Source organism: Bradyrhizobium arachidis, assembly GCF_015291705.1.
GTDB lineage: Bacteria > Pseudomonadota > Alphaproteobacteria > Rhizobiales > Xanthobacteraceae > Bradyrhizobium > Bradyrhizobium arachidis.
The window spans coordinates 2,192,205-2,213,891 of record NZ_CP030050.1 but is presented as its reverse complement, the minus strand read 5'-3'; the positions used below and the strand labels follow the sequence as shown (position 1 = coordinate 2,213,891).

Below are 21,687 nucleotides of genomic sequence, written 5' to 3'. Positions count from 1 at the left end.
CGCGCCCAAATGCCCGGAGGTCGCGGATGCCGCGGATCCTGATCATGAATGCCGGTACGGCTCAAATGTCGGGCTCCGATCTGACACCAGCTCAACTTTCGCTGGCCGCCAATTCGGCATACCGTTCAGCGTGGTTTGCTCATGAGGGTGACCTGATAGTCTCTCCGGTGGTCATCCCCGCGGATCTGCTATCCTTCATTGGCGCGACGCTCAATTTCGACGCATCGAGTCTCTGTCTGCTTGTACCTCAAGGCGGCAGCCAATCGCCGGTGCTTGATGATTGCACACTCCTGTCCAAGACTGTTGTTGAGCGAATCAACAGACATATTCGTCAGAAATCAACCTGGCGATTGTATCCCTGCTACTCTACTGAAGGCGTCGCACGCCTGGCGGCCATGCTCGGCATACCGCAGACAGGCGACGACTTCGCTCTGCAGCGGGGGCCTGATCTGTTGAACCGCAAGAGCCACTTCCGTCAATTGGCGACAAGCGTCGCACTTCCACTGCCGAATGGATCTATCACGACAGACTCAAACGAGTTATTCAGAGCGGTCACTTCACTTAGAACCGCGACCGGCAGCGTCATTGTAAAGCTGGACAATGGAGCCGGCGGAGTCGGAAATGTCATCCTGACCGGCAATGAAAGCGATCCACTACCTGGGGCAAGAGAGACCCGGCGAATTCCATGGCCGTCGTTTGATCCTGACGCGCTTTGGTCCGAGATGACAACGGCGTCATGTAAGACGCTGGTCGTGGAGTCGTACCACCTGGCGACGTCTTTGTTCTATCTCGAGTATGAAATCGAGGATGATGGTTCAATCGTTTTCATGAGCAGTGGAAACATACGTCTGCGTAAAAGCGCCGACCGATCCGAAAGAGCTCTGATCTGGACAGGACTTGAGCTACCAAGCGACCTGAGGAACGAGCAATGGTTGACTGCCCAGGCGCATGCCTACCGATTTGTGGCGCTTGCGCGAAACCTAGGATATCGCGGAATGATCAACATTGACGCCATTTTCGCGGATGACGGACGGTTGCTGTTTAACGAAGCGAACGGCCGTTGGGGTGGCGGCTCGGTGTTACACACCATTGCCGTCCGGCTGCTGGGTTTCGACTATTCCGGTTGCAACGTTCTTTTATCCGTAAGAAATGTTCGATCAGAATCCCTACAAATAGCGCATGATCGTTTGGTCAAGGAAGGATTTCTGTTCGACCGCACACGCAAGGAGGGCGTGATCCCGCTTGCTGCCGACCCAGAGGCTGGCACCGTTGAGTGCCTTGTGATTGCGCGCGATAGGGCAGCGGCCCGCGATCTGCAGTATCACCTACTGCGAATGGTTTGATTGAGATCCCAGCGACCATATCTTCAACCGCTCATGATCTGAACTTGTCCCTGCTTTCGATCGCGCAAGATACCTGACGACGGGACGTGAATGTTTGCCTCGTCTAGCTCGAGCTCTGTCAGCCCCAGCGGGACCACCCTTAAGTCGCTACTGAAGTGCCGATCGGCGATGAGGTGCTCGAGGTGCAGCCGCTCATGGACTGGCCGCTCGCCCTGCGCCAATCGTCCAATCAGCGCTGGCGTCGCGCCTCCACCTGGGTACCCTATCCATGCCGTTCCGCTGCCGGGCCAGCGGGCCGGTTGCAGGCGGAAGCCGAGACGTGCTGCGAGCTGTTCTGCAAATGGTACTGTTGGCAGACTGGGCGGAGTCATAGTGACAGGCAACCGGGGCGGTAGGCAGTAAGCATCCGGTGAGGACCGCGTAGCGGTCACTCAGGCTGCTTGGTTGACTTGCTTATTTCGGTCGCGCCAATTCCAGGGCAAAAGTTCGTCGAGCCGTTGTACGGGATGTGCAGCGATGCGTGCCAGGACGTCGGCGAGCCAAGCTTGTGGATCCACGTCGTTCATTTTGGCTGTGACGATCAGGCTGTACATCATCGCGGCACGGTCGCCGCCGCGGTCGGAGCCACAGAACAGCCAAGACTTCCGCCCCAGGGCGATGCCGCGCAGGGCTCGCTCGGCGGCGTTGTTCGACAGGCAGATGCGGCCATCGTCGAGGAAGCGGGTAAACGCATCCCAGCGCTTGAGCATGTAGTCCATCGCCTTGGCAACGTCGTTGCGCCGGGAGAGCTTGGCGCGTTGTTCACGCATCCAGACTTTCAGATCGGCCATCAGCGGCGCGCTCAGCTCCTGGCGGACGGCCCGGCGCCGTTCGGGCGTCTCGCCGTTGATGCCTCGCTCGATCTCGAACAAGGCGTCGATCCGACGGACTGCTTCCAGTGCCAGAGGCGAGATCACCGCTGGCTTTTTGCCTTGTACCTTGCGGCGCGCATTCTCCGCCAGATCAGCCATCACGAAGAACGGTCGTCGGGCATGGACCCAACACGCCGCTTCCAGGATCGGACCTACGTTGCGGCTCGGGTCGTAAAGCTTGCCATAGCCGCCATAGGCATCGGCCTGGAAGATGCCGTTGTAGCCGGCCAGATGGGCCTGGGGATGCTCGCCCGCGCGATCGCGCGAGTAATAAAACACTGCTCCCGGCGGGGCCTGCCCGCCAAAAGGCTTGTCGTCGCGTACATAGACCCAGATGCGGCCGGTGTCGGTCTTGCCTTTGGCCAGGACCGGCACCGTCGTGTCATCCCCGTGCAATCGCTCGGCACTCAGCACATGGGCCTCGAGGCGCCGGAACAAGGGCGTCAGCGCAACAGTGCAGCCACCAACCTGGTCGGCGAGGGTCGACAGGCTGATCGGCACGCCTTCCTTGCCATAGCGTTCGGCCTGACGGTTCAGCGGCTGGTGCTGGCCGAACTTCTCGAACAGCACCATCGCCAGTAAGCTGGGGCCGGCCCAACCACGGTCGATGACGTGGAACGGCGCCGGGGACTGGCTGATCTTCTCGCAATCACGGCAGCTGAACTTCTCCCGGACGTGCTGGATCACCTTCCAGGACTTCGGGATCACCTCCAGCGTCTCGGTGATGTCCTCCCCGAGCTTGGACAACCTCGCTCCGCCGCAGCAGGCGCACGCCACAGGTCCCGGCACGAGCACCCGCTCGCGAGGCAGATGGTCCGGGAACGGCTGGCGCGACGGCCTCTTGCGCGTGAACGAGGCCACCTTCGTCGTCTTGGCCGCGGCCATTTCGGCAGCGAGTTCGTCCTCAGTCGCTGAGGCCTCGAGCTCCTCCAGCGTCAGTTCGAGCTGATCCAGCAGCCTTGCGGTACGCTCCGAGCGAGGGCCATAACGATCACGGTTCAGCTTTTCGATCTGCAGCTTCAGGTGAGCGATCAGAGCATGGTCGTCGGACTGCTGGGCGCGAACGCTGGCGAGTTCGGCGCGCGTCGCCAGCAACGCCGCTTGCAGCGCCTCAATGTCTTCCGGCAGCTTCTGGGGACCGTCACCCATGCACCGATGGAATCACAAAAGCGACGATTTGGCGTGCGCTTTTTGCAATCTCACGGGACTATTGCGCAACCTATCCTGCGCTCTGCGGCCGCCAGCTGTGTTGGGGATTGCGCCAGTCGATCGCCTCCAGCAAATAGCCCATCTGAGCTGCGGTCAGCGATACCACGCCATCCACCGTCGCCGGCCAGATGAAGCGGCCACGGTCCAGTCGCTTGGCGTAGAGCGACAGCCCGATCCCGTCGTGCCAAAGGGCTTTGATCAGGGTGCCAGCACGACCACGGAACACAAAGACGTCGCCGGCAAAAGGATCCCGCCCCAGCCCCTCCTGCACCAGCAATGCCAGACCCTGCATGCCTTTGCGCATGTCAGTGTGACCGGTTGCGATCCAGATCCTCGCCCCTGCCGCGATCGGGATCATCGCCGCTCCAGCAGATCCAATACGCGAGACAACGCGGTCATATCAACGCCGGCGTCCACGATCACCCGACAGGCCTTGCCGAAGACAATCTCCATGCGTCCGCTCGCTGGCCCCGCTAAAGTTACTGGCGGCGCCGGCGGTTGGTCCGGCATCACCATCGCTGGCACAAACGCTGGCTGAGGTTGTTCAGTATTGCTCGTCCGCGTCCCAAACGATCGTCGCCAAGTCAACAGGAGCGAGCGCGAGATGCCGTATCGTCGTGCTGTCGACGAGACCGCGCGCGGGGCCTGCAAACTCTCCAGAACGATCTTGAGTTTCTCACCATCGGTCCAGCGACGGCGACGGCCAGTCTCGACAACCTCGAACCGTTCAATCTGAGCACTGAACTTATTGCTGTCCATAAGGGCTGTTACACAGCACTGGTATTAACCCGACAAGGCGGCCCTCACCGGAGGGAGACCGTAGGCACGCGCCTCAACCAACAGAAGCGACCAGTGGGCGCCGCCACCAGTAACGCCCGCATCGTTCACAGCACGAACAGGAAATTGGCGGTATCGTTACCATCCTGATCATTGACGACCTGCTGGAGGCTTGTACGCGGTCGCGGTGGCTCGGGATCAAGCGCGGCAGCTGGGCTTGCGCAGGTTGAACGAATCGGGTCCGGGCGGCGAGATCCGGTTCGCTCCAAAGCAACTCTTCTTCCACATGCTCATCGCCCCGGCAGCTTTTGCCAGAACCAGTCTGAGCACAAGATGCCAAGCTACTACCCTCTCCTGAGAGCTCACCCCTTACCAAATTCATTCGAAAGCGATCTCAGCCACCCCACCTCATGTGCCAGCCGTAGAACTTTCGATGATCCGGCGGTTCGCGCCGCTGCGTTTTGAACAGAAGTAGACCAGCGATCGGCGCTCGCCGGACAGCACAGGCTTCACCTCATGCCGGAGCTTACATGTGGTGACAAGCACAGCGCCAAATGGCGGTCGGAATACCTGGTGTTCGTACCCGCTTGGATATACCACGAACTCCCCGCCCTCGAAGTCCCTCGCCAGCTGCACGATGACCGCGTACTCGAAATCCGGATCGCTCGCAGAATCCAGATGAATGCCAACAAACGAACCAGGAGGCATCCGATGCATTTGGCATCTGCGAATCACGTGATCCGACGTGGCCCCCAAGATCTTTCTTACCGCGAAGCTGCGGTCTTTCCTTTCAAGTAGTTCCATGATCTGCCGTGGAGCTGCACCGCTCACGTCGCTAGGAGGGCGGCCGGGCGGGTCTATCCTCACGCGCTTGACGAAAACATTGTGCGAGTCGCCGGCATCTCCCTGCCTCACTTCTTCTTCGGAAATCTCAGCCTGCAGCTGATCGATTTTGGACAAGTCATCTTGGGTGAACAATATCTGGGGGCCGATCACGACCGTCCCCTTTACCAGCAGTTCTATGCGGTATTTTGTCAAAGCTTCTTCTGAAAGAAGACGAGATTTATGATTCATTGCGCGTGCCATTCGAGTTTACTCCAGGGTTTTATGTTCGACGCAGGACTGAAGGTCCTGGTGCATCGAGCGGAAGGCTTGGTCCCAATGCTCGCCATCGAACTCGCTCACCGTTATGCGTTCGATGGTCCCTTTATCGAGGCATCGAATATTTACGCTGAATCCGTCGGGGTTTGAGCGCGGCCTATAGAATGGCTTTACGCCACAAACCCGGCAAAACGTGTGCCGAGCGATGTTCTTGTTGAACTGATACGTCGTGAGGAATTCTTCGCCACACTTAATGCGAAGCTTGTTGCCGGGTACGAGCAAGTGCAGAAATCCAGACATTTCGCAGATTGAACAGTTGCATCGAACTGCAGAGAGCCCTCGCGGTGCTTTGACGTAGAACTTGACAGAACCACAATGACAACGGCCATGGTGCTCGACCTCCGAGTGATCATCTCCCTTCAGTGAGTCAATTCGGCACAGATCGCAGCACCACTGTAGGCTGAGCCGATAGGCTCGATCGAACTCATCTAAAAAGCGGTTATTCCTATCAGCCGGGATAAGTTCGCCAATCAGCCGGCCTGTCATTTCTCCGTGGTACTTCTCCGCAGGATCTTCTCCGCCGACGTGGCTGCGGAAGTACTCAAGATCTCCAGGCCGCGCCTTAAACGTTTTGACCAGAGTGGTCCATAGCGACTCGATCATGTCCGCAGCATGTAGCTCAAAAGCGACCATGAAGGCGCAACGCACTAAGGGATCTTTCGATGACAATCCGGCATAGATAGAATGCAGGTACCGCTTGGTCGTGGCGCTGTAGTGGGGCCGTATTGCTCTGCCGAGTAGTTGCGACGCATCCTTTCTAAGAAGGTTGGAGTGGAAGTTCTCAGTCACCAGAATGTCGGGTAGCGCCGCCTTGCCTCCCTGGAGAATTTGGCCATAACCGCCCGTCTCATCCCAACAGATGAAATTTCCAACCACGCTGGTCAGTTCAATGTCCCTCGCAATATCTCGATTGTGATTCATTGCATCGAAAATGAGATCCCGTTGCGACCCCGCCTGTAGGTACGGGAACGCCTGTGACATCGCCAGATAGTCGGGCAGCAGGCGAGCGACCTGGTCCTCGGACATCTCCGCAGCGAACGGGTGCGGGCCGAACAGGGCTCGTGCTTGCTCAGTCAAATACTTGCAGCATATCTGCGGAGACTGATCGGGTGTCAATCGAGACGCTTGAGATGTCATGTGACTCCTGGTGATGAGGAGAGAACGGTCTTTGACGGAGCACCGCGCCAGCTATGGGCCACCGCGAGTTCGTTGGTTTCGATGGGCTTGTCTCGCTTTCACCATCTAGGCAACATTTTTGGTTGCGCCTTCGCGTAGCAGAAAGCGCCATTCAGTGCTGCTCACCCGCATCGAACGGAGCACGTAGATCAACTGAGCGGCGGCGATCAAAACGGATTCCGGTCCACGAAACGTTCGATGCCGCGAGTTTCCGGGCCGGCCAGCATACGCTTTCAGCGTCATGGTGAGATATTACGCCGCGCAGGCCCTCGCTGTTGCTGCTCCTGCCAGTCGATCGAACCGCTGTGAGCTTCGTACAGCTTTGCAAGGATTATCCGCATCTACCTGGCTCGCTGCTGGCTGCCACGAGATTCTCAAAGAGACCGACGCTATGTTTCACGTTCGCGAGTGCCACCACGATGTCTTCTTGCACGCTTACAGCAATCACCGTGCCAAATCGTGCACTCGCTCCAAAGATTTTGAGTACATTGACAAAATCGCGACCGACTCCTCATCGCAAGTGTATTGAACCTGACAGCGCTTGCACCGCTGTCGGACACCAGACGGCGAAGAGCCACCCGCCACTCACAACGGGCCAATGAGTATAGGGATACTGAATCGCGGAGATTGGTTCAAAGTGCCACAAAAGTCGGCTTCGCGCCTTGAACAGCGCGACAAGCGCTTTGGGGAGCGGGCGCTGGCATGGTGATCCCGTTCGCTGACGTAATCCATCTTCGCTCGCGACAACTACGCGCTAAGCAGTTGCCTCAACGCCATCGAACACGACCATATAGTGGGATCTGGACGCACTCGCAGCCCTTTGTCGATGCGCCTGACAATCGCGGCCAACTCCGGGCATTGATCGAGGCCATAACGCGGTCTAGGGAACACGCGGTCCCCGATGCCCTTGTAAATCGAAGAACGCCATGGACCATAACGCGCAGGTCGCGAGCTGAAATACCTAGCTAGATCGCGCCCACGCGAGTGCCTCATGGTGTTGGTACATCTTTGACTGTTTCGCTCCAGATCAAGCGGCACGGGCAAGTGCAGCAAGATCGGCTTCGAGCTTCGGCTGACGCTTGAAAATCGCGTCTATCAACGCCTGCGCCGGTTGCTCGCCGGCCTCGACCAGCGCTGCCTTCTCAGCCCGCGCAGAGGGAGCGAACACTCGCTTGACGACAGTCGGCGATCCCTTGAGGCCGCATTTGGAAACGTCCTCGATACCGGCATCGTTTGCGCTCCATTTCACGATTTTGGCGCGCGCGGCGCGCAAGGCATCTGCCATCGCGCCTCGCCGAATCTGATTCGTTGCCTCCAGCATGGTGATGAGACAGGGCAGCCTCGTGTGCAGCACCTGGACACCACCTTCGGCGCGTCGTTCTGCTTCAATTGTATGGGCGGCGAGATCTAAGGATCTGACTTTCGCAACGTAGGTTAGCTGCAATACGCCCAGCCGCTTTGCGATACCGGGCCCAACCTGCGCCGTATCGCCGTCGATTGTCTGCTTCCCCGTGAAGATGAGGTTTGTCGGGCCATATTCCTTACCAATTTTTCGGATGGCAGTTGCAAGTGCATACGTCGTGGCCAGGGTGTCGGAGCCCGCAAAGCAGCGATCGGTGAGCAGGACGGCGCGATCGGCCCCGTAAGTCAGCGCCTTTCGCAAAGAGTCTTCCGCCGATGGCGGTCCCATTGTAAGCACCGTAATTTCGCCGCCGAACCGATCGCGCAGCTCCAGCGCGGCCTCGAGGGCGAAGAGGTCATATGGGTTAATGATGGTCGGCACTCCCTGACGCATGATTGTATTGGTCACGGGGTGCACGCGGATCTGCGCCGAGTCCGGAACCTGTTTGATGCAGACGACGTTGTGCACGGTGTTGCTCCCAAAAGCTGCGACAGCTGCGGAGAGCACAGCAAGTGTCGTACCATCGCCCGCCCTTTCGGATCGGCTTGCCATCACAGAGGCTTAGTCCCGGTAATGCGCGCCTCTAGGCCGCTCCCCGACGAACGAATCCTAACACTGTCAGAACTGCGACAGCGCTTTTCAGCAGGCCGCGCCAGCTGAGTGATGCTAGGACGGCTTGCGACAGATTACCCCGCCAATCACCGGCGACCGGCTGACCGGGTGACGTTCAATGAGCATTGGCGCTCACTACTCCGGAGCTTGATCGACGGATAGGCATGACGATCGTTACATGATCCGCAACCGACTGTTCGCGATTGCATGGCCCGCAATGACGCCAAGTATGTCATTGTGAGCAAGTCCCTTTGTCATCGAACCAGGTGAGCCCGCCCTTCGACAGCAGTCCCGCAAGCGCGCGCGATGCTCGGGGCCAAGTTGCCCCCGTGGGCAGACCCATTTCCTTCAGATTGTGATGAGAATGCCTATCGGAGATCGTTCTCGTGTAGCTATTTGGCAGTAGCAGCTCCGACCGATGTCGTCGTTCAGAACCGCTTTATCTCTATTCCATATTTCCTCAGCGCGTAGCCAATTTGACGCGGCGTTAGCCCGAGCAGGCGCGCTGCTTTTGCCTGCACCCATCCAGATCTTTCCATGGCCGCAATGACCCGTTCGCGATCGGCCATCTTGGCGCCACTAACGAGAACTGTGCCGGGAGGCCCCAGTGAGTCCAGTTCGCCGCCGACAGACTGGACCGGCTGGGTCGCTTCAGCAAGCGGAATGGTGGATTTTGCAGGCACCGACGGCGTGGGTGCGGGCTGGTCCAGTCTCTCGTCGGAGGTGCCTTTCCACAGCATCGCAGAAAGACACTGGCCGTGGCAGCATGCAAAGTCACTTCTCACAATCGATGATCCGGCGCACAGCGTCGCTGTCCGCTCGATGCAATTTTCGAGTTCGCGGACATTTCCCGGAAAGCCGCAGTTCATCAGTACATCGATCCCGCTCGCCTCCAAGGTCAGAGTACGACCGTTCTCGTTATTGAAATTTCTGAGGAACTCCCTGGCAAGAAGCGGAATATCACTGCGTCTTTCGCGCAAGGGTGGCAACAGCAAGGGAACTACACTGATGCGATAGTAAAGGTCCGCGCGGAACTCGCTCCTTGCGACAGCCTCTTCAAGGTTCTTGTTGGTCGCAGCTATCACTCGAACATCGACCTTAACAGTCTGGTTGCTGCCGACGCGCTCGAACTCCTGCTCTTGGAGAACGCGCAGCAACTTCGCCTGGAACGGAGCTGAGATCTCGCCAATCTCGTCAAGAAACAGCGTTCCTTTGTCAGCAAGTTCGAAGCGTCCCTTGCGCGAGCTGAACGCACCCGTAAAGGCGCCTTTCTCATGTCCAAACAATTCTGATTCCAGGACGGTCTCAGGAAGCGCCGCGCAATTCAGCTTAACAAACGGGCGCCTGGCGCGGGACGATGATTCGTGAATGGCCTTGGCTACGAGTTCTTTTCCGGTACCGGATTCGCCACGCAGCAGAACCGTGCTATTAGATCTGGCTACAATCGCGATCTTCTCCAGCAGCCCGCGCAGGGCCGGACTATCGCCAATGATTCCATGGGCGTGTAGCTTCTTGCGCTCCCGAGGGGGTTGCCTGAGGTCGAGTACTTGCTTTTGTAGCCGGTCTTTCTCCGCCATCAATCGTTCGCGATCGCAGGCGAACAAGCGATGTAACTTCACTGTTTGTCCCATCAGGTTGGCGATCATGGCGAGCAGTCGCGCATCGTACTCGATCCCGAGACTCGACCTATCGTCCCGGATACGATCAACCGTCAGCGTACCCACGACCTTCGGCTCAATGCGAATCGGAACCCCGATGAACGAAACTGGCGTATCATCAGAGGCGCCGAGCACTTCCCGGTCGGCAGCGCTGAATACCGGCTCGGCGGCCACGTTCTCGACGACAACAGGCCTGTCCGTCGCGATGATCTGGTCGATTACTTTCCGCGGCAGCCGCATCCGGTAACGTTCGTCGCTGCCTTCGCTCCAGCCCGCCCCCACTGTAATGTCCGGCATGCCGTCGTCATCGAACAGTGAAACGATGCCGTGGCGCATCTGCACAAACGACTGCAGAAGATCAAGAACGTTGGCTAACGTGACCTCGAGCCGACAAGGAGCGGTGAGTATTTTCGATATCTCGAAGATGCCGGTCAGCGCGCTCTCACGCAACGGCTCGCTCGAGAGCTTACGTTCCGGCTCCGGTTGCGGTGCGGGTCGTTCGCATGAGGAAGGTATATCCAGCATGAGGCGGCCTCCGTTCTCTCGATCATCCTCCCTGGTACTTTGTCCGGGTTGGCGAGCTTCGTTTTGCATGTCACTCTCGATCTGACGCCAAGTGTTCACGAGATGACATAGAACCGTAACACCTTTTCATGGCACGACGGTAAACTTACGGTGTGCTTTCATTCCATTTTGCAGATTGCGCACGCGTCGTCAGCGGAGAACATAACTACCGCTGCTGCAGCTCAAGTCAGCGGTGTCCCCAAGGCCGGCTGATTCACAGATGCTGCCCACCATTGACCGGCACCTCGGCCCCCGCGACATAGCTCGCCGCATCCGAGCACAGGAAGAAGATGACCTTGGCCACTTCGTCCGGGGTTCCCACTCTGCGAAGCGGGATACTTGGCACGAGACGCGCTTCTGTGTCGGGCGATAACATGTCCGTCCTGATCTCGCCGGGCGCGATCGCATTCACGCGAATTCCATGCGGTGCATAATCGTGGGCCATTTCGCGTGTCAGGCTCGCGAGCGCAGCTTTCGACGTCGCATAGGCACTGCCCGCAAACGGGTGCACCTGCGAGCCCGCAATCGAAGTCACATTCACGATCGATCCTGACGCGGCTCTTAGCTCGTCAAACAGCCCCTGCGCCAGCAGGATCGGGGCCACCAGGTTGAGATGGAACACCCTCATCCAGGTCTCGATCGACGTCGTCAACGACGTCATCCGATCGCCAGCGGGCGTTTTCGGCGAGACGCCGGCATTGTTCACCAGTGCGTGCAAAGGTGCACCGGCCAAGCGCTTTTTGACCTCAGTGATCGCGCGCGGCAGCATTCGATGATTGCTGAGGTCGATCTGCACGTGATCTTCGTTCCCTGCCTCCCAGGGGCATCGCTGGCCGTCGAACGGCTGACGCGCGCAAGAAATGATGCGCCAGCCCGCCTCAGAGAACAGCTTGGCAGTGGCGTGACCAATTCCGCGCGATGCTCCGGTGAGCAACATCACTTTCTGTTCTCTGCCATGAACACGGGCTTTATCGGTCTGAAAAGGGCAAGCTAAATTTGTGTCGGGCACCTGGCCTTCGATCAGATCGTTCTTTGGCAGATCGAGATCCACGCCCGCCTCCTCTCCTGCTGCGTGCGGCATGCGTAGCAGGATTTGGGCCACTGCGATGCATGTAAATCCGCTTCCGTTTTGCGTCCTAGTGTCGCGCACGCGAAATGCTCGGTTCGTTCAAGACATAGTGCGTGTGCTTTGCGACAGCGATGGTGCATCAGCTACGTAAACTAGCGAGCACACTCGCCGTCGTAAAGACAAGGCTGCGAGCAGCGCCCCAAACTCGAAAGCTGACGTTACCAGAGTCGTACGTTAGATTCGTCGGCAACTGATGCCGACTTCATCGCGGCCTACTCGGACGTATCCAGCACTGGCACATCGCCGGGCGGATTGATTCCGGACCGCGACCTGGCGTACTGAATGTTTCTTCAAAATAGTGGATTTCGAGAGCGCCCGTTCACACCAGCGAGTACCGACCGCCAAGACGGAGCTCACCGGATGAACGGAGAGCCCTTCGATATATTCATCCGCGATCGACGACCGATTAGCGTCGACTTGCGCCCCCGAAGCGAGGACGTGTTACACCTGTTTACCGTGGCGGCAGCCACGCTAAGGTCATTGTTGTCGACGTCGAGCTTCAGCGGAAGACATTCGGCCCCCGCGTCGCTCTGTTCTCCGGTGGAAGTTCGCGACAGAGCATCACTTCGGCCAGACAATTCCCGCCCCGAAAAGATCTGCCAATACTGCTGGATGCAAAAAGCGGCAATCAGATCAATCACGCGGGCAACGGCTCTCATGAAACCACGAGCGCTTCTGAGGATTCTTCAATCAGGATCAATCGGCTCGGATCGTTCAAATCGAATTCTATAACGCGTGGGGCAAAGAGACGCGCATAGCGCGTAAAGGCGCTCGTCGGGGGAAAACGAATCACAGTGTCGCAGCGCGCAAGGAGGTACATATCGATGAGGGCGGAAAAGCCGCCCTCAGCTCCGAGCGTGGCGTTGTGCAATGGGCCGGCCTGAGGGGCCTGGAACTGTTTTGGAATCGTGAAAACATCAGGAAATATAGTCGAAACCTTCTCAAGGACGATCGCGCTGTCCGTGCACAGGAAAGCCTTCACGGGTTTTGCGTGGGGTAACTCCCTAGCCTTATCAATGGCATTACAGACCTGTCGCAAGGCGCGCTCAGGGTCAGCCCAGTAGGGAGCATGCCCCATAATGTCCTCGCCGTTGCCATGCCGGACATGAACGCCGATTACGCTGTACGATTCAAAGTGCTCGCGGTAGATCGCACTAATCCGAGACTGAATTTCAGGTCGTGGCTTGATGCTCCGGAAGATTTCTCGTTCGGCCTCCTGATCGCAGCGCCACATCAGGCAGGCGTCACACACAACCGTGTTAGCGTCACTATCTTTCCGACTTTGGAACAGTTGATCGAGTTCGTCGCGTTCTCGGAAAATCTGCTCGTCCGGACGGTAGATGCAATCGATGGATGGCTTGTTCCACCATGCCGGGAAGAATGGTCCCGGAAACGAATAATGATTGATCTCGTCGTCGCAAATCACCCGCACGCCAGCAATGCCTTGAACCGGTTCGAAGAAGACTGGAAAGGCGTTCGTGGATGGCTCATCGAGATAACAAGATCCCCGCCAATCAATGGCTAGCGTCCGTCCTGTCTGCTTTGCAAAACGCCAAGCTGCCGCCAGTGACCACAGGCAGTCGCCGAACCCCGTGCGTCGCCGGGAAACTACGAACCTATCATTCTTCGAACCGCTCTGCATTGCCTCTTCCCGGGCTCCTGGTTGGACAAGAGACGTCATTGCAGACGTCTCACGTATCATCTTGTCCGACGTCACGGTCTGAAACCGCGGTGCCGGCGAGCTGCGTCGGTAGAACTTCATAGCAGTGCTATCCGTGACGGGCCGCGTCCTCGCAACACCTTCCGTTTTTTCTTGATCGGTGTTGCGTCGACGTGCCCGATTTCAGTCGGATGCCCGATGACCCCCGTGCGTCAGGTGGTCTGGCCTCCTCACATGCTGCAGGCATAGGCATGGCCATGCTCATGAGTTCCGGCTATGTTTCGCTTTGCACTTTATTGCAGCCGCAAGCCGCGCGCGGCGGATGAAGCCGAACGCCACGCAGCTCCCACACGAGCCGCAGCTCCCTCACGAGATCTTCACGCTTGGCCTGGTCCTGCATGGTTGCGTCGATAAGCCAGCCGAGCGACGCCTCGCCCTCGATCCGCATCAAGATCTCGAAAAGCTCATGTGAGATACGCATACCATCGCGGGCGGAATGTCCTGTGCGGATCTCGCAGACCGTTTCCTGACGATCTGGCGCTGTGTGGGAGCGAACACGATGAAGGGATGCATACGGCGGCAATGAAACGCCCAGTGCACTCCAATCCTGCAGTGATGCTGGCCGCTTTCTGACGAGGAACGGCCCAACAACAAGTCCGTCCAGGTCAGTCGTTAAGAACGTGGTGATCGCATCTGCCACGGACTCCACGATCGGCTCGGCATTGTTGTTAAATGAGGTATTCAGAAGAACTGGGATTCCCGTTCGCCTCTTGAACGCATTAATTACATCCCAGTAGGTGGGGTTTGCCTTGCGCGATACTGTCTGCAGCCGAGCGGTCCCATCAACGTGTGTGATCGCACCGAGCACGGTACGCTTGGTTTCACGCACACGAACCACGAAGTTCATGAAGGGGAGCTGCCGCGTGCCGTCCGGGAGCTCAAAGAACTCGCTCGCATCCTCCTCCAGTACAGATGGCGCAAAGGGGCGATAGCCCTCGCGCTTCTTGACCATCGCGTTGATGCGGTCCTTGTTTTCCGCAGGCCGCGGGTCCGCAAGAATGCTGCGGTTACCAAGCGCACGTGGGCCGAACTCAGAGCGGCCCTGAACCCAGCCGATTACATCGCCATTCGCCATCCAGTCTGCCGCACTGGATGCTATGTCTTCACTTCGTTGAATGTCGAGGTGGCCTGACCATGCGTTGAGCTCATGCTCAAGGGCTTGCTCGTTGCCGAGATCGGGCCCCCAATAAACGTCCGGCAGTCGCTCCCGCGGCGCCGGCCTGCCCAGCTCGTTTGACAGCATCAACGCAGCGCCGAGCGCGCAACCGGCGTCGTGCGCCGCGGGTTGAACAAAGATGTCGTCAAATAGCCCGGAATAAAGCAGCTTACCATTCAGCGTGCAATTATGGGCTACCCCCCCAGCCAAGCACAAGCGTGTAATGCCCGTCGCTTCACGATGGTGCCGTAGGATGTGAAACACGATCCGCTCCAACGCCTCCTGCAGCGAAGCGCTGACATCTCGATGCTGTTGGGTGAATGGCATTCCTTTTCGCCGAACCTCGATGTTGCGGACCAGGGCTGGACCGATCCGGTCCCTGTGAACGCGATACCCACCGTTCTCCAACAACTCGTAGAACTGCGCGAAGAGCTCGCGATAGGGAGCGGGATCACCATACGGGGCAAGCCCCATCACTTTGTACTCGTCGAACAACCCGTAGCCGAGATATCGGATCGTCTCGAGATAGAACAGCCCGAGGGAGTTATATTCCGGGAAGCTTGCAAGTTGCGCAATTTCGGTGCCAGACCCCACCGCCAATAAGCCGGAGAGAAAATCGCCACCGCCGTCGACGGCAAAAACGAGACTTTGCTCGAAGCCGGACATGGCAAACGCGCTCACGGAATGCGCTTCGTGGTGATTCACGAAGGAAAGCCGCGACGGATCGATCTCAGCGCCGAACTCCCGTGCTAGCAGCTGGCGCAGCAACAGTCTGGCGTCCAACGGAACGGGCTGAGAAACAGAAAGACGCTCGAGCATGGTGTTGCAGTAGGCTTCAGTCGCGTAGAACGCGATACGGTCAAGCTCGCCGAGCTCAACTCCTGCGGTAGAAAGGCAGTATCGGATCGAATTGCTCGGGAACTTGTTGGAGTGCTTGACGCGGTTGAGGCGCTCCTCTTCGACAGCAGCGATCACGCGGCCATCCTGCACAAGAACCGCAGCGCCATCGTGAAGAAATGTATTCGGCAGCTCCGGCGTGCTTTCATAGATTCTGTCAAGTCCGCCACTCACTCCCAGGCACAACATCCCGTTCTCCATATGATCCTGCCGGGACCGCTTACTGCGTCCCACCTATCTAATCTGGACAGTCACGCTCCGTCGGGTGCGCGGGCCAGACAGCACAACACAATTTTGCAAAGTCCGTCTCGGCGCCTAGCGAAAGGCGCCCAGAAAGTAACGGTGCTGGCGTCCGCACCGATCCACCGAACAGGCGGCCGTAGACCTTGCTCGATCGCCGCCTCTTAAGGCCATGCAGCTGCTGTGACAGACCAGGTCATCCCGAGCTACCGCAGAAAGATCGTGACAGTGCATCGATGTGTCTTTCTCCATTTTCGCTGAACTCACGTCAACGCAGCAGGCGGCGCCGAAATAGTGCTGTCGACGCGAAAAAGGGCAGGACCGCGTAAACGCAGAGCGCACCTACGTGCAGGGCAGCGCTGTCAGCGCCGCGCTCAAGCATCGCTGGGCGAATAAGGTCGACCGAATGTGCGAGAGGCAACAAGCCGGCGAAATGCTGAAATGAGCCGGGCAGTTGGCTCGTCGGAAAGACCGCGCCACACAAAAACACCATAGGAGTGAGGACAAGTGTCTGGTAAAACACGAAGTAATCGTAACTTGGCGCAAGAGATATGACGACCATCGCCAGGCTGGCGAAGACAAGGCCAGTAAGGGCGATTGCTGGCATCGCATACAGAATGGATGGCCATGACGCATAACCCAGCGTGGCAGCGACGATCCAAATCGCTGTTCCGGCCAGAACGGACTTACTGGCCGCCCACACCAGTTCACCCAGAACGATGTCGCCAAGCGTGAGCTGAGTGGAGAGGATTGCTTCCCAGGTGCGCTTGGCGTCCATGCGTGCGAAGGCTGCATACATGGCTTCAAAGGTCGCGGACGTCATGGCGCTGGTCGCGACCATGCCTGCCGCCAGGAACGCGATGTACGACGTCCCCTCAACGCGTCCCACGATCAGTCCAAGGCCAAAGCCGAGGCCAAACAGATTGGTTATAGGATCTGCGAGGTTGCCGAGAATCGATGCAAGTGCGACTTTCTTCCATGCTAGGAAGTTCCGACGCCATACCGCAATCCAATTGTACGCGTTAGCGGGCATCACCGCCGCATAACTTTCACCCATCGCTCACTTCTCCATCTCGCGCCCGGTCAGCCGCAAAAACACGTCCTCGAGATTCGGGGGACGCTGCAGAATACGAAGGCCCGCTCGCCCGCGCAGTTTCACGCGTACCTGGTCCGGATATGGCGCATAACAAAAGAGCGTCTCTCCACTCACTTCAAGGTGCCGTGCATGCGGCCTGATCAGCTCGCAGAGCTGATGTGGATCACCGCCATAGATTTCGACCACGTTGCAGCCAATATGCTCATCTATGAGGCCGTCCGGCTTGCCTTCGGCGATCTTGCGTCCACCCTCGAGGACACACAGCCGATCGCACAGGCGTTCGGCCTCTTCCATGAAGTGAGTTGTCAAGAGAATCGTCTTGCCCCGCGCAAGCAGAACTCGCAGACGTTCCCAAATCAGGTGGCGGGCGTGCGGATCCAAACCAGTCGTCGGCTCGTCCATCACGAGCAGATGCGGGTCATTGATTAGCGCACGCGCCAGCGTCAGCCGCCGTTTCATGCCACCGGACAACTCGGACACGCGCACGTCCGCCTTGCTTTCGAGGCGCGCAAACTCGAGCAGCGATGGCGCGACCGCCTCGATCTTGCGAGCGCTCATGCCGAAATAGCGACCAAACACGAGCAGGTTCTCTCGAACGGTGAACTCGAGTTCAAGGTTATCGAACTGCGGCACCACGCCGATGCGCACGCGCGCCACACGAGCGCGGGAAGGCACAGGCTCATCGAGGACCGTAATCTTGCCTGCGTCCGGCGAAATCATGCCGAGGAGCATACGCGCAATCGTGCTCTTGCCAGCTCCATTTGGACCAAGCAGGCCGAAGCATTCTCCGCGCGCAACCGAGAACGATAGTTCATTGACGATGACCTTGTCGCCAAATGACTTTTTCACGCCGGCAAGCTCGATTGCTACGGTGGACATGGTCACTCTTAGGCTGACAGAAGTCGCTCGGCCGACAATGGCTTCCTTACCACCGTTTTGGTCCAGAGCTGGCCGTCGCACCACACATGCTCGACACGCTCCCATTGGCAGGCCGCGGCAGCATCCGGGAAGAATCCCCGCCCGTGGAGGTTGGCGCTCGTGTTGCAGAGCAGCGGTAACCCCGTGAGTTGCTCAAATTCGACGAGAAGCGCGGCGATTTTGTGCGGAGAGTTGCGGGAGATGGTCTGCAGCCGAGCGGAGCCGTCAAGATGGACCACAGCGGGGACCTTGTCGCGCCATTCCGCTCGCGTCTGGTGATCGAACAGCATGTAAGGATCTGGCGTACCTGGGCTGAAAATTTCTGGCGCACGGTCCTCCAGACAGATCGGCGCCACCGGCCGGAAGTGCTCGCGACGCTTAATGTCGTTGAGATGATCCTTCATTGCCGGGGAGGTCGGCGCTGCAAGAATGCTTCTGCCGCCCAACGCCCGCGGCCCAAGCTCGGCGCGCCCCGAAAGGAAGATGACCGGCTTGTTGTCGGCCAGAATCACCGCAAGTTCACGCAGACTGCATGGCGCCGCCTCCCAATCCGGCGGAAGCTCGCTGTCCTGCAGGGCCGGACCACTGTAGACTGACCATTCCAATGGCCCGAACCCATTTTGCGCCGCCATCGCGCCGCAAGCAGCGCCGATTGCCGAGCCGCTGTCATTCGGAAACGGCGGCACCCAAACATCATCGAACAATCCCGCCGCACGAAGCGCGCTGTTCCACTTGATATTGAGACCGCAACCTCCGGCGATACATAGATTTCGCGCTCCTGGAAGCGACGAGTATCGCAGCAAAACGACCGCCATTTCCTTGACAAGAAGACGTTCCACGAACACATGAAACGACGCGAGGACGTCCTCCGCTCGCTTGGCCGTCAGGCGCAATGCGCTTGCCTCGAAGAAGTCGTGCACAGCTGCAAGCGACGATTCTGCATTGTTGATGTCTGCGCGGTAGCGACGAGCCTGCTCCGTGTCAGCGGCGAAGCGCTTTTCATAGAGCTCCTGAAACACTGCCACAATGCTTTCGTCGACAGAACCAAGCGCGATGTAAGCCATCAGCTTGCCGGCGATGCCTAAATCCCAACTGGAGCGGTTCGGCTGCCTGTACGGGCCGAAGTGAAGGCCCGCGGCAGCATAGGCATGGCCGATCATCGGAAACAGGGATGCGATGAACCGTGCCCCCCGGGGTTCCACATAGTAAAGACGCGGAAAGATGCAGCCATCCCATACCAGACAGAACGCGGGTTTTCCCGCGCTGGCAAAGGGACTGGTGCTATATGCTGACGCGACGTGGCCCGTAACGTGCGGGTAGCTCTTATATGGAAACACCTTGCCTCCGAGGATCAGGCCAAAGCCGTCGACGGAATCAAGAAGGCCCTCAGCATGGCGCTCGACATACGGCGCCCCTTTCAGCGCGATCGGCACAGCGCCACTTAGGACCTGGAACTGCGACTCAATCTCCCCATCCCAGCCGTCGATGATGAACTGATCGATATCCCGCGGATCCAGGCCATGCTCCGCCAAGGCGAGCACGACTGCATCGAGATTCTCGACGGATTGATAGCGTGGACTGTTGCCGCGCTTCTCTTGCTCGGTGCAAAAGACAAGCCGCCCGTCCTCGACGACAGCAATTGCCCCGTCATGTGTTAACTTGATGCCGCAGATGCGCATACGATCCCCTGGTCTAGTGGCCGACGTTTGATTGTTCTGACGAATGACCCGGCTTCCGGAACCGCACGATCAAGCAGTCTTCGTTGACCGACTCGGTGTGGCAATGCAGACGCTCGACCTCCGATAGGCTCTCGTTGAAGAGAGCGATCACCGTTTCGGCACCAGCAGCATGGCCCCATCGTTGACATGTGGCATCACGTGCGGACCCGAAAATCAGAGCTCCATTTGGCGCAAGCATACTCACTAGGTTGCGGATAGCCGCATGCATCTCAACAATGTCCTTGAGGTAGTAAAGAACTTCGGCCACGACAATCAAATCGAACCGCTCGGTGGTCGAGAACCGCTGGATGTCGGAGGTCACCCACGTGATATGCGACCACTTCCTGGTCCGTCGTCGCGCTCGCTCGATGGCCTGCGGCATGACATCGACCACAGTGAGCCGTTCGCATAGTGGCGCCAGCATGCCGGTGAATGCACCGGCTGCACATCCCACTTCGAGGGCACACGCAACGCCTCCATTGCAACGCGACATCCGGAGCATTTGCGCGTATCGCTCCTGCTCGAAGGAACTGCTGTCGAGGCGCCATGGATCGTCGGCAGACAACTCCCGCTCTAATAGCTGATGGTTTGCGTCCGGCATCATGAGCCTATCACCTACTTGCAGGCGGTCGAACGATCACAACCGCAAACGCTCTTCGTTGCCGTCAGGCTCGATTCAGGGCTCGAAAGCCCCGCCTTATGAATTATTCCCGACATTCCCCATTTACTTGCAGCACTCGGTCCAGCGTTCGGGTGCAGGATGACAGACTGCTTTTCCCCTTCGGCCGGCACATTGGCGACCTTGCGCGATAGCCAATCGCTGTTGCTCAAGGTACAAAGCGCATAGGCCTTCAAAGGAAGTAAGAGAAAGATATTGATCGGTGTGTGGAGTGCGAAGCCGAGAAACCGCAGTTCGCGAGCACGAAGGGCTGCCACACTGCAGCGGACCATTGTCATTGCTGCAAGCGTCAACCCCGTCCACCAGGGTACTGAGCCGGCGATTAGGAGCTGTGCGAGCGCAGCCAGTGATGACAGGGCGAGAAGCAACGGGCCGACATTTTGCCCGACAACGTCTAGCGTCAGATAGCCATCGAGTTCTGGCAGCAGGCGTAATGCAAGGAACGTGTCCCGGAAGGTACTGCGCGCCCAGCGGAGTTGCTGGCGTAGATATGGCCCAAGGCTGTCCGGGACGACTGTTGCTGCGATCGCGTCCGAGACGTATTCCGTTCGAAATCCCGCCTTGAGCATGAGGATCGTTAGATGGCGATCCTCGCCGAAATCGCTCGGCTTCCCACGAAAGAATTGGGCTTCGTATTGATCGAGAAGCAAGGCGAGCGCGGAGCGACGATACATGGCACATGGGCCGCAGCAGCACATGACGGCACCGAAACGCGCCTGCGCCGCGCGCTCCTCGTTGCATGCCAACCAGTATTCCATATCGATCAACCTGGTCAGCCAGGTTTGGCTGCGGTTGCTCGCTATCAACTGACCCATGGCCGCACCGACTTCCGGGTCGTGCATCTTCAATACAAGCTTCGTGACAACGTCAGCGGCAAGTATCGTATCCGAGTCGACATTGAGGACCAAGTCACCGGATGAGCTGCGTATTGCGGCGATCTGCGCCTTGCGCTTTCCAACGTTGTTTGCCAGCAAGATGACGCTGAACCTCGGATCGTTCGCATAGATTTTGTGTACAGGCGCGACAACGTCGCGATTTGCCGATCCGTCGTCGACCACATACACCTGTAACTTTCCGGTGTAGTCTTGACTCGCAAGCGACTCCAGACATTGGGCGAGCGTGATTGGATCCTCGTTGAAGCACGGTACGATGACGTCTACACTGGGAAGGACCGGCTCCGATCGTCCCGGGGTGTCCTGCAGCGATGGGTTCGTCGCCGGTCGGGCATAAAGCGCTTGCGCGCTCTTGTAGATCGTCGAGAGCAGCGCATAAGACGAAACAGCGACAGCGCTTGTTGTAGCGAGCAGGTCCATAGGGTGTC

General features: G+C 58.4%; 16 protein-coding genes. 1 reads left to right on the top strand and 15 read right to left on the bottom strand.

Annotated features, from left to right (window positions below; genetic code table 11):
* Positions 1 to 26 precede the first annotated feature (26 nt).
* Positions 27 to 1,343 carry a preATP grasp domain-containing protein gene (locus tag WN72_RS10310; RefSeq protein ID WP_092219336.1) on the top strand — a complete coding sequence of 439 codons (1,317 nt, stop codon included), beginning with the start codon at positions 27 to 29 and terminating at the stop codon, positions 1,341 to 1,343.
* Positions 1,344 to 1,774: 431 nt separating this feature from the next.
* On the opposite strand, the gene tnpC is transcribed toward WN72_RS10310, so the two are convergent.
* The 15 genes from tnpC to nodC all read right to left on the bottom strand — a co-directional run bounded on the left by tnpC (position 1,775) and on the right by nodC (position 21,679).
* Complete coding sequence (gene tnpC / locus WN72_RS10305; RefSeq protein WP_194482923.1) at positions 1,775 to 3,403, bottom strand: IS66 family transposase; 1,629 nt, start codon at positions 3,401 to 3,403, stop codon at positions 1,775 to 1,777.
* A gap of 70 nt (positions 3,404 to 3,473) precedes the next feature.
* Positions 3,474 to 3,821, bottom strand: coding sequence for an IS66 family insertion sequence element accessory protein TnpB (gene tnpB, locus WN72_RS10300; RefSeq protein WP_080134400.1), 348 nt, complete (start codon positions 3,819 to 3,821; stop codon positions 3,474 to 3,476).
* On the bottom strand, positions 3,818 to 4,222 hold the full coding sequence (tnpA, locus tag WN72_RS47800; RefSeq protein WP_194483013.1) for an IS66-like element accessory protein TnpA: 405 nt from the start codon (positions 4,220 to 4,222) through the stop codon (positions 3,818 to 3,820). The genes tnpB and tnpA overlap by 4 nt, the downstream gene beginning before the upstream one ends.
* A 426-nt stretch (positions 4,223 to 4,648) precedes the next feature.
* Positions 4,649 to 5,326 carry a 2OG-Fe(II) oxygenase gene (locus WN72_RS10290; RefSeq protein ID WP_092217712.1) on the bottom strand — a complete coding sequence of 226 codons (678 nt, stop codon included), beginning with the start codon at positions 5,324 to 5,326 and terminating at the stop codon, positions 4,649 to 4,651.
* Positions 5,327 to 5,332: 6 nt separating this feature from the next.
* A complete protein-coding gene (locus WN72_RS10285; protein ID WP_143130694.1) occupies positions 5,333 to 6,538 on the bottom strand; it encodes a GFA family protein in 1,206 nt (401 codons plus the stop codon).
* A 1,066-nt stretch (positions 6,539 to 7,604) separates the two neighbouring features.
* Positions 7,605 to 8,447 carry an electron transfer flavoprotein subunit beta/FixA family protein gene (locus tag WN72_RS10280; RefSeq protein WP_092217786.1) on the bottom strand — a complete coding sequence of 281 codons (843 nt, stop codon included), beginning with the start codon at positions 8,445 to 8,447 and terminating at the stop codon, positions 7,605 to 7,607.
* Positions 8,448 to 9,019: 572 nt separating this feature from the next.
* Positions 9,020 to 10,774, bottom strand: a complete 1,755-nt coding sequence (gene nifA, locus WN72_RS10275) for a nif-specific transcriptional activator NifA (RefSeq protein ID WP_244553842.1) — start codon at positions 10,772 to 10,774, stop codon at positions 9,020 to 9,022.
* A 253-nt stretch (positions 10,775 to 11,027) separates the two neighbouring features.
* Positions 11,028 to 11,864: an SDR family NAD(P)-dependent oxidoreductase gene (locus WN72_RS10270; protein ID WP_027562745.1), complete on the bottom strand. Its 837-nt coding sequence runs from the start codon at positions 11,862 to 11,864 to the stop codon at positions 11,028 to 11,030.
* A 733-nt stretch (positions 11,865 to 12,597) separates the two neighbouring features.
* A complete protein-coding gene (locus WN72_RS10265; RefSeq protein WP_092217716.1) occupies positions 12,598 to 13,704 on the bottom strand; it encodes a nodulation protein NodZ in 1,107 nt (368 codons plus the stop codon).
* A gap of 172 nt (positions 13,705 to 13,876) precedes the next feature.
* Positions 13,877 to 15,904, bottom strand: coding sequence for a carbamoyltransferase family protein (locus WN72_RS10260; RefSeq protein ID WP_092217787.1), 2,028 nt, complete (start codon positions 15,902 to 15,904; stop codon positions 13,877 to 13,879).
* Between the two features lie 319 nt (positions 15,905 to 16,223).
* Positions 16,224 to 17,012 (bottom strand): ABC transporter permease, encoded by a 789-nt coding sequence (locus WN72_RS10255; protein ID WP_092217717.1) that lies wholly within the window; start codon positions 17,010 to 17,012, stop codon positions 16,224 to 16,226.
* Between the two features lie 3 nt (positions 17,013 to 17,015).
* Positions 17,016 to 17,930 carry a nodulation factor ABC transporter ATP-binding protein NodI gene (nodI, locus tag WN72_RS10250; RefSeq protein ID WP_167380988.1) on the bottom strand — a complete coding sequence of 305 codons (915 nt, stop codon included), beginning with the start codon at positions 17,928 to 17,930 and terminating at the stop codon, positions 17,016 to 17,018.
* 8 nt (positions 17,931 to 17,938) lie between these two features.
* On the bottom strand, positions 17,939 to 19,648 hold the full coding sequence (nodU, locus tag WN72_RS10245) for a nodulation protein NodU (RefSeq protein ID WP_092217719.1): 1,710 nt from the start codon (positions 19,646 to 19,648) through the stop codon (positions 17,939 to 17,941).
* A gap of 13 nt (positions 19,649 to 19,661) precedes the next feature.
* Positions 19,662 to 20,291, bottom strand: a complete 630-nt coding sequence (nodS, locus tag WN72_RS10240; protein WP_092217720.1) for a nodulation methyltransferase NodS — start codon at positions 20,289 to 20,291, stop codon at positions 19,662 to 19,664.
* An 11-nt stretch (positions 20,292 to 20,302) separates the two neighbouring features.
* Entirely contained in the window at positions 20,303 to 21,679 is a 1,377-nt protein-coding gene (nodC, locus tag WN72_RS10235) for a chitooligosaccharide synthase NodC (RefSeq protein WP_143130696.1), read from the bottom strand.
* Between the last annotated feature and the right edge of the window lie 8 nt (positions 21,680 to 21,687).

Excerpts from the sequence above, each read along its gene's own strand:
- WN72_RS10310 (WP_092219336.1), top strand. The coding sequence starts at position 27 with ATGCCGCGGATCCTGATCATGAATGCCGGTACGGCTCAAATGTCGGGC.
- tnpC (WP_194482923.1), bottom strand. The coding sequence starts at position 3,403 with ATGGGTGACGGTCCCCAGAAGCTGCCGGAAGACATTGAGGCGCTGCAA.
- tnpB (WP_080134400.1), bottom strand. The coding sequence starts at position 3,821 with ATGATCCCGATCGCGGCAGGGGCGAGGATCTGGATCGCAACCGGTCAC.
- tnpA (WP_194483013.1), bottom strand. The coding sequence starts at position 4,222 with ATGGACAGCAATAAGTTCAGTGCTCAGATTGAACGGTTCGAGGTTGTC.
- WN72_RS10290 (WP_092217712.1), bottom strand. The coding sequence starts at position 5,326 with ATGGCACGCGCAATGAATCATAAATCTCGTCTTCTTTCAGAAGAAGCT.
- WN72_RS10285 (WP_143130694.1), bottom strand. The coding sequence starts at position 6,538 with ATGACATCTCAAGCGTCTCGATTGACACCCGATCAGTCTCCGCAGATA.
- nifA (WP_244553842.1), bottom strand. The coding sequence starts at position 10,774 with ATGCTGGATATACCTTCCTCATGCGAACGACCCGCACCGCAACCGGAG.
- WN72_RS10265 (WP_092217716.1), bottom strand. The coding sequence starts at position 13,704 with ATGAAGTTCTACCGACGCAGCTCGCCGGCACCGCGGTTTCAGACCGTG.
- WN72_RS10260 (WP_092217787.1), bottom strand. The coding sequence starts at position 15,904 with ATGTTGTGCCTGGGAGTGAGTGGCGGACTTGACAGAATCTATGAAAGC.
- WN72_RS10255 (WP_092217717.1), bottom strand. The coding sequence starts at position 17,012 with ATGGGTGAAAGTTATGCGGCGGTGATGCCCGCTAACGCGTACAATTGG.
- nodI (WP_167380988.1), bottom strand. The coding sequence starts at position 17,930 with ATGTCCACCGTAGCAATCGAGCTTGCCGGCGTGAAAAAGTCATTTGGC.
- nodU (WP_092217719.1), bottom strand. The coding sequence starts at position 19,648 with ATGCGCATCTGCGGCATCAAGTTAACACATGACGGGGCAATTGCTGTC.
- nodS (WP_092217720.1), bottom strand. The coding sequence starts at position 20,291 with ATGATGCCGGACGCAAACCATCAGCTATTAGAGCGGGAGTTGTCTGCC.
- nodC (WP_143130696.1), bottom strand. The coding sequence starts at position 21,679 with ATGGACCTGCTCGCTACAACAAGCGCTGTCGCTGTTTCGTCTTATGCG.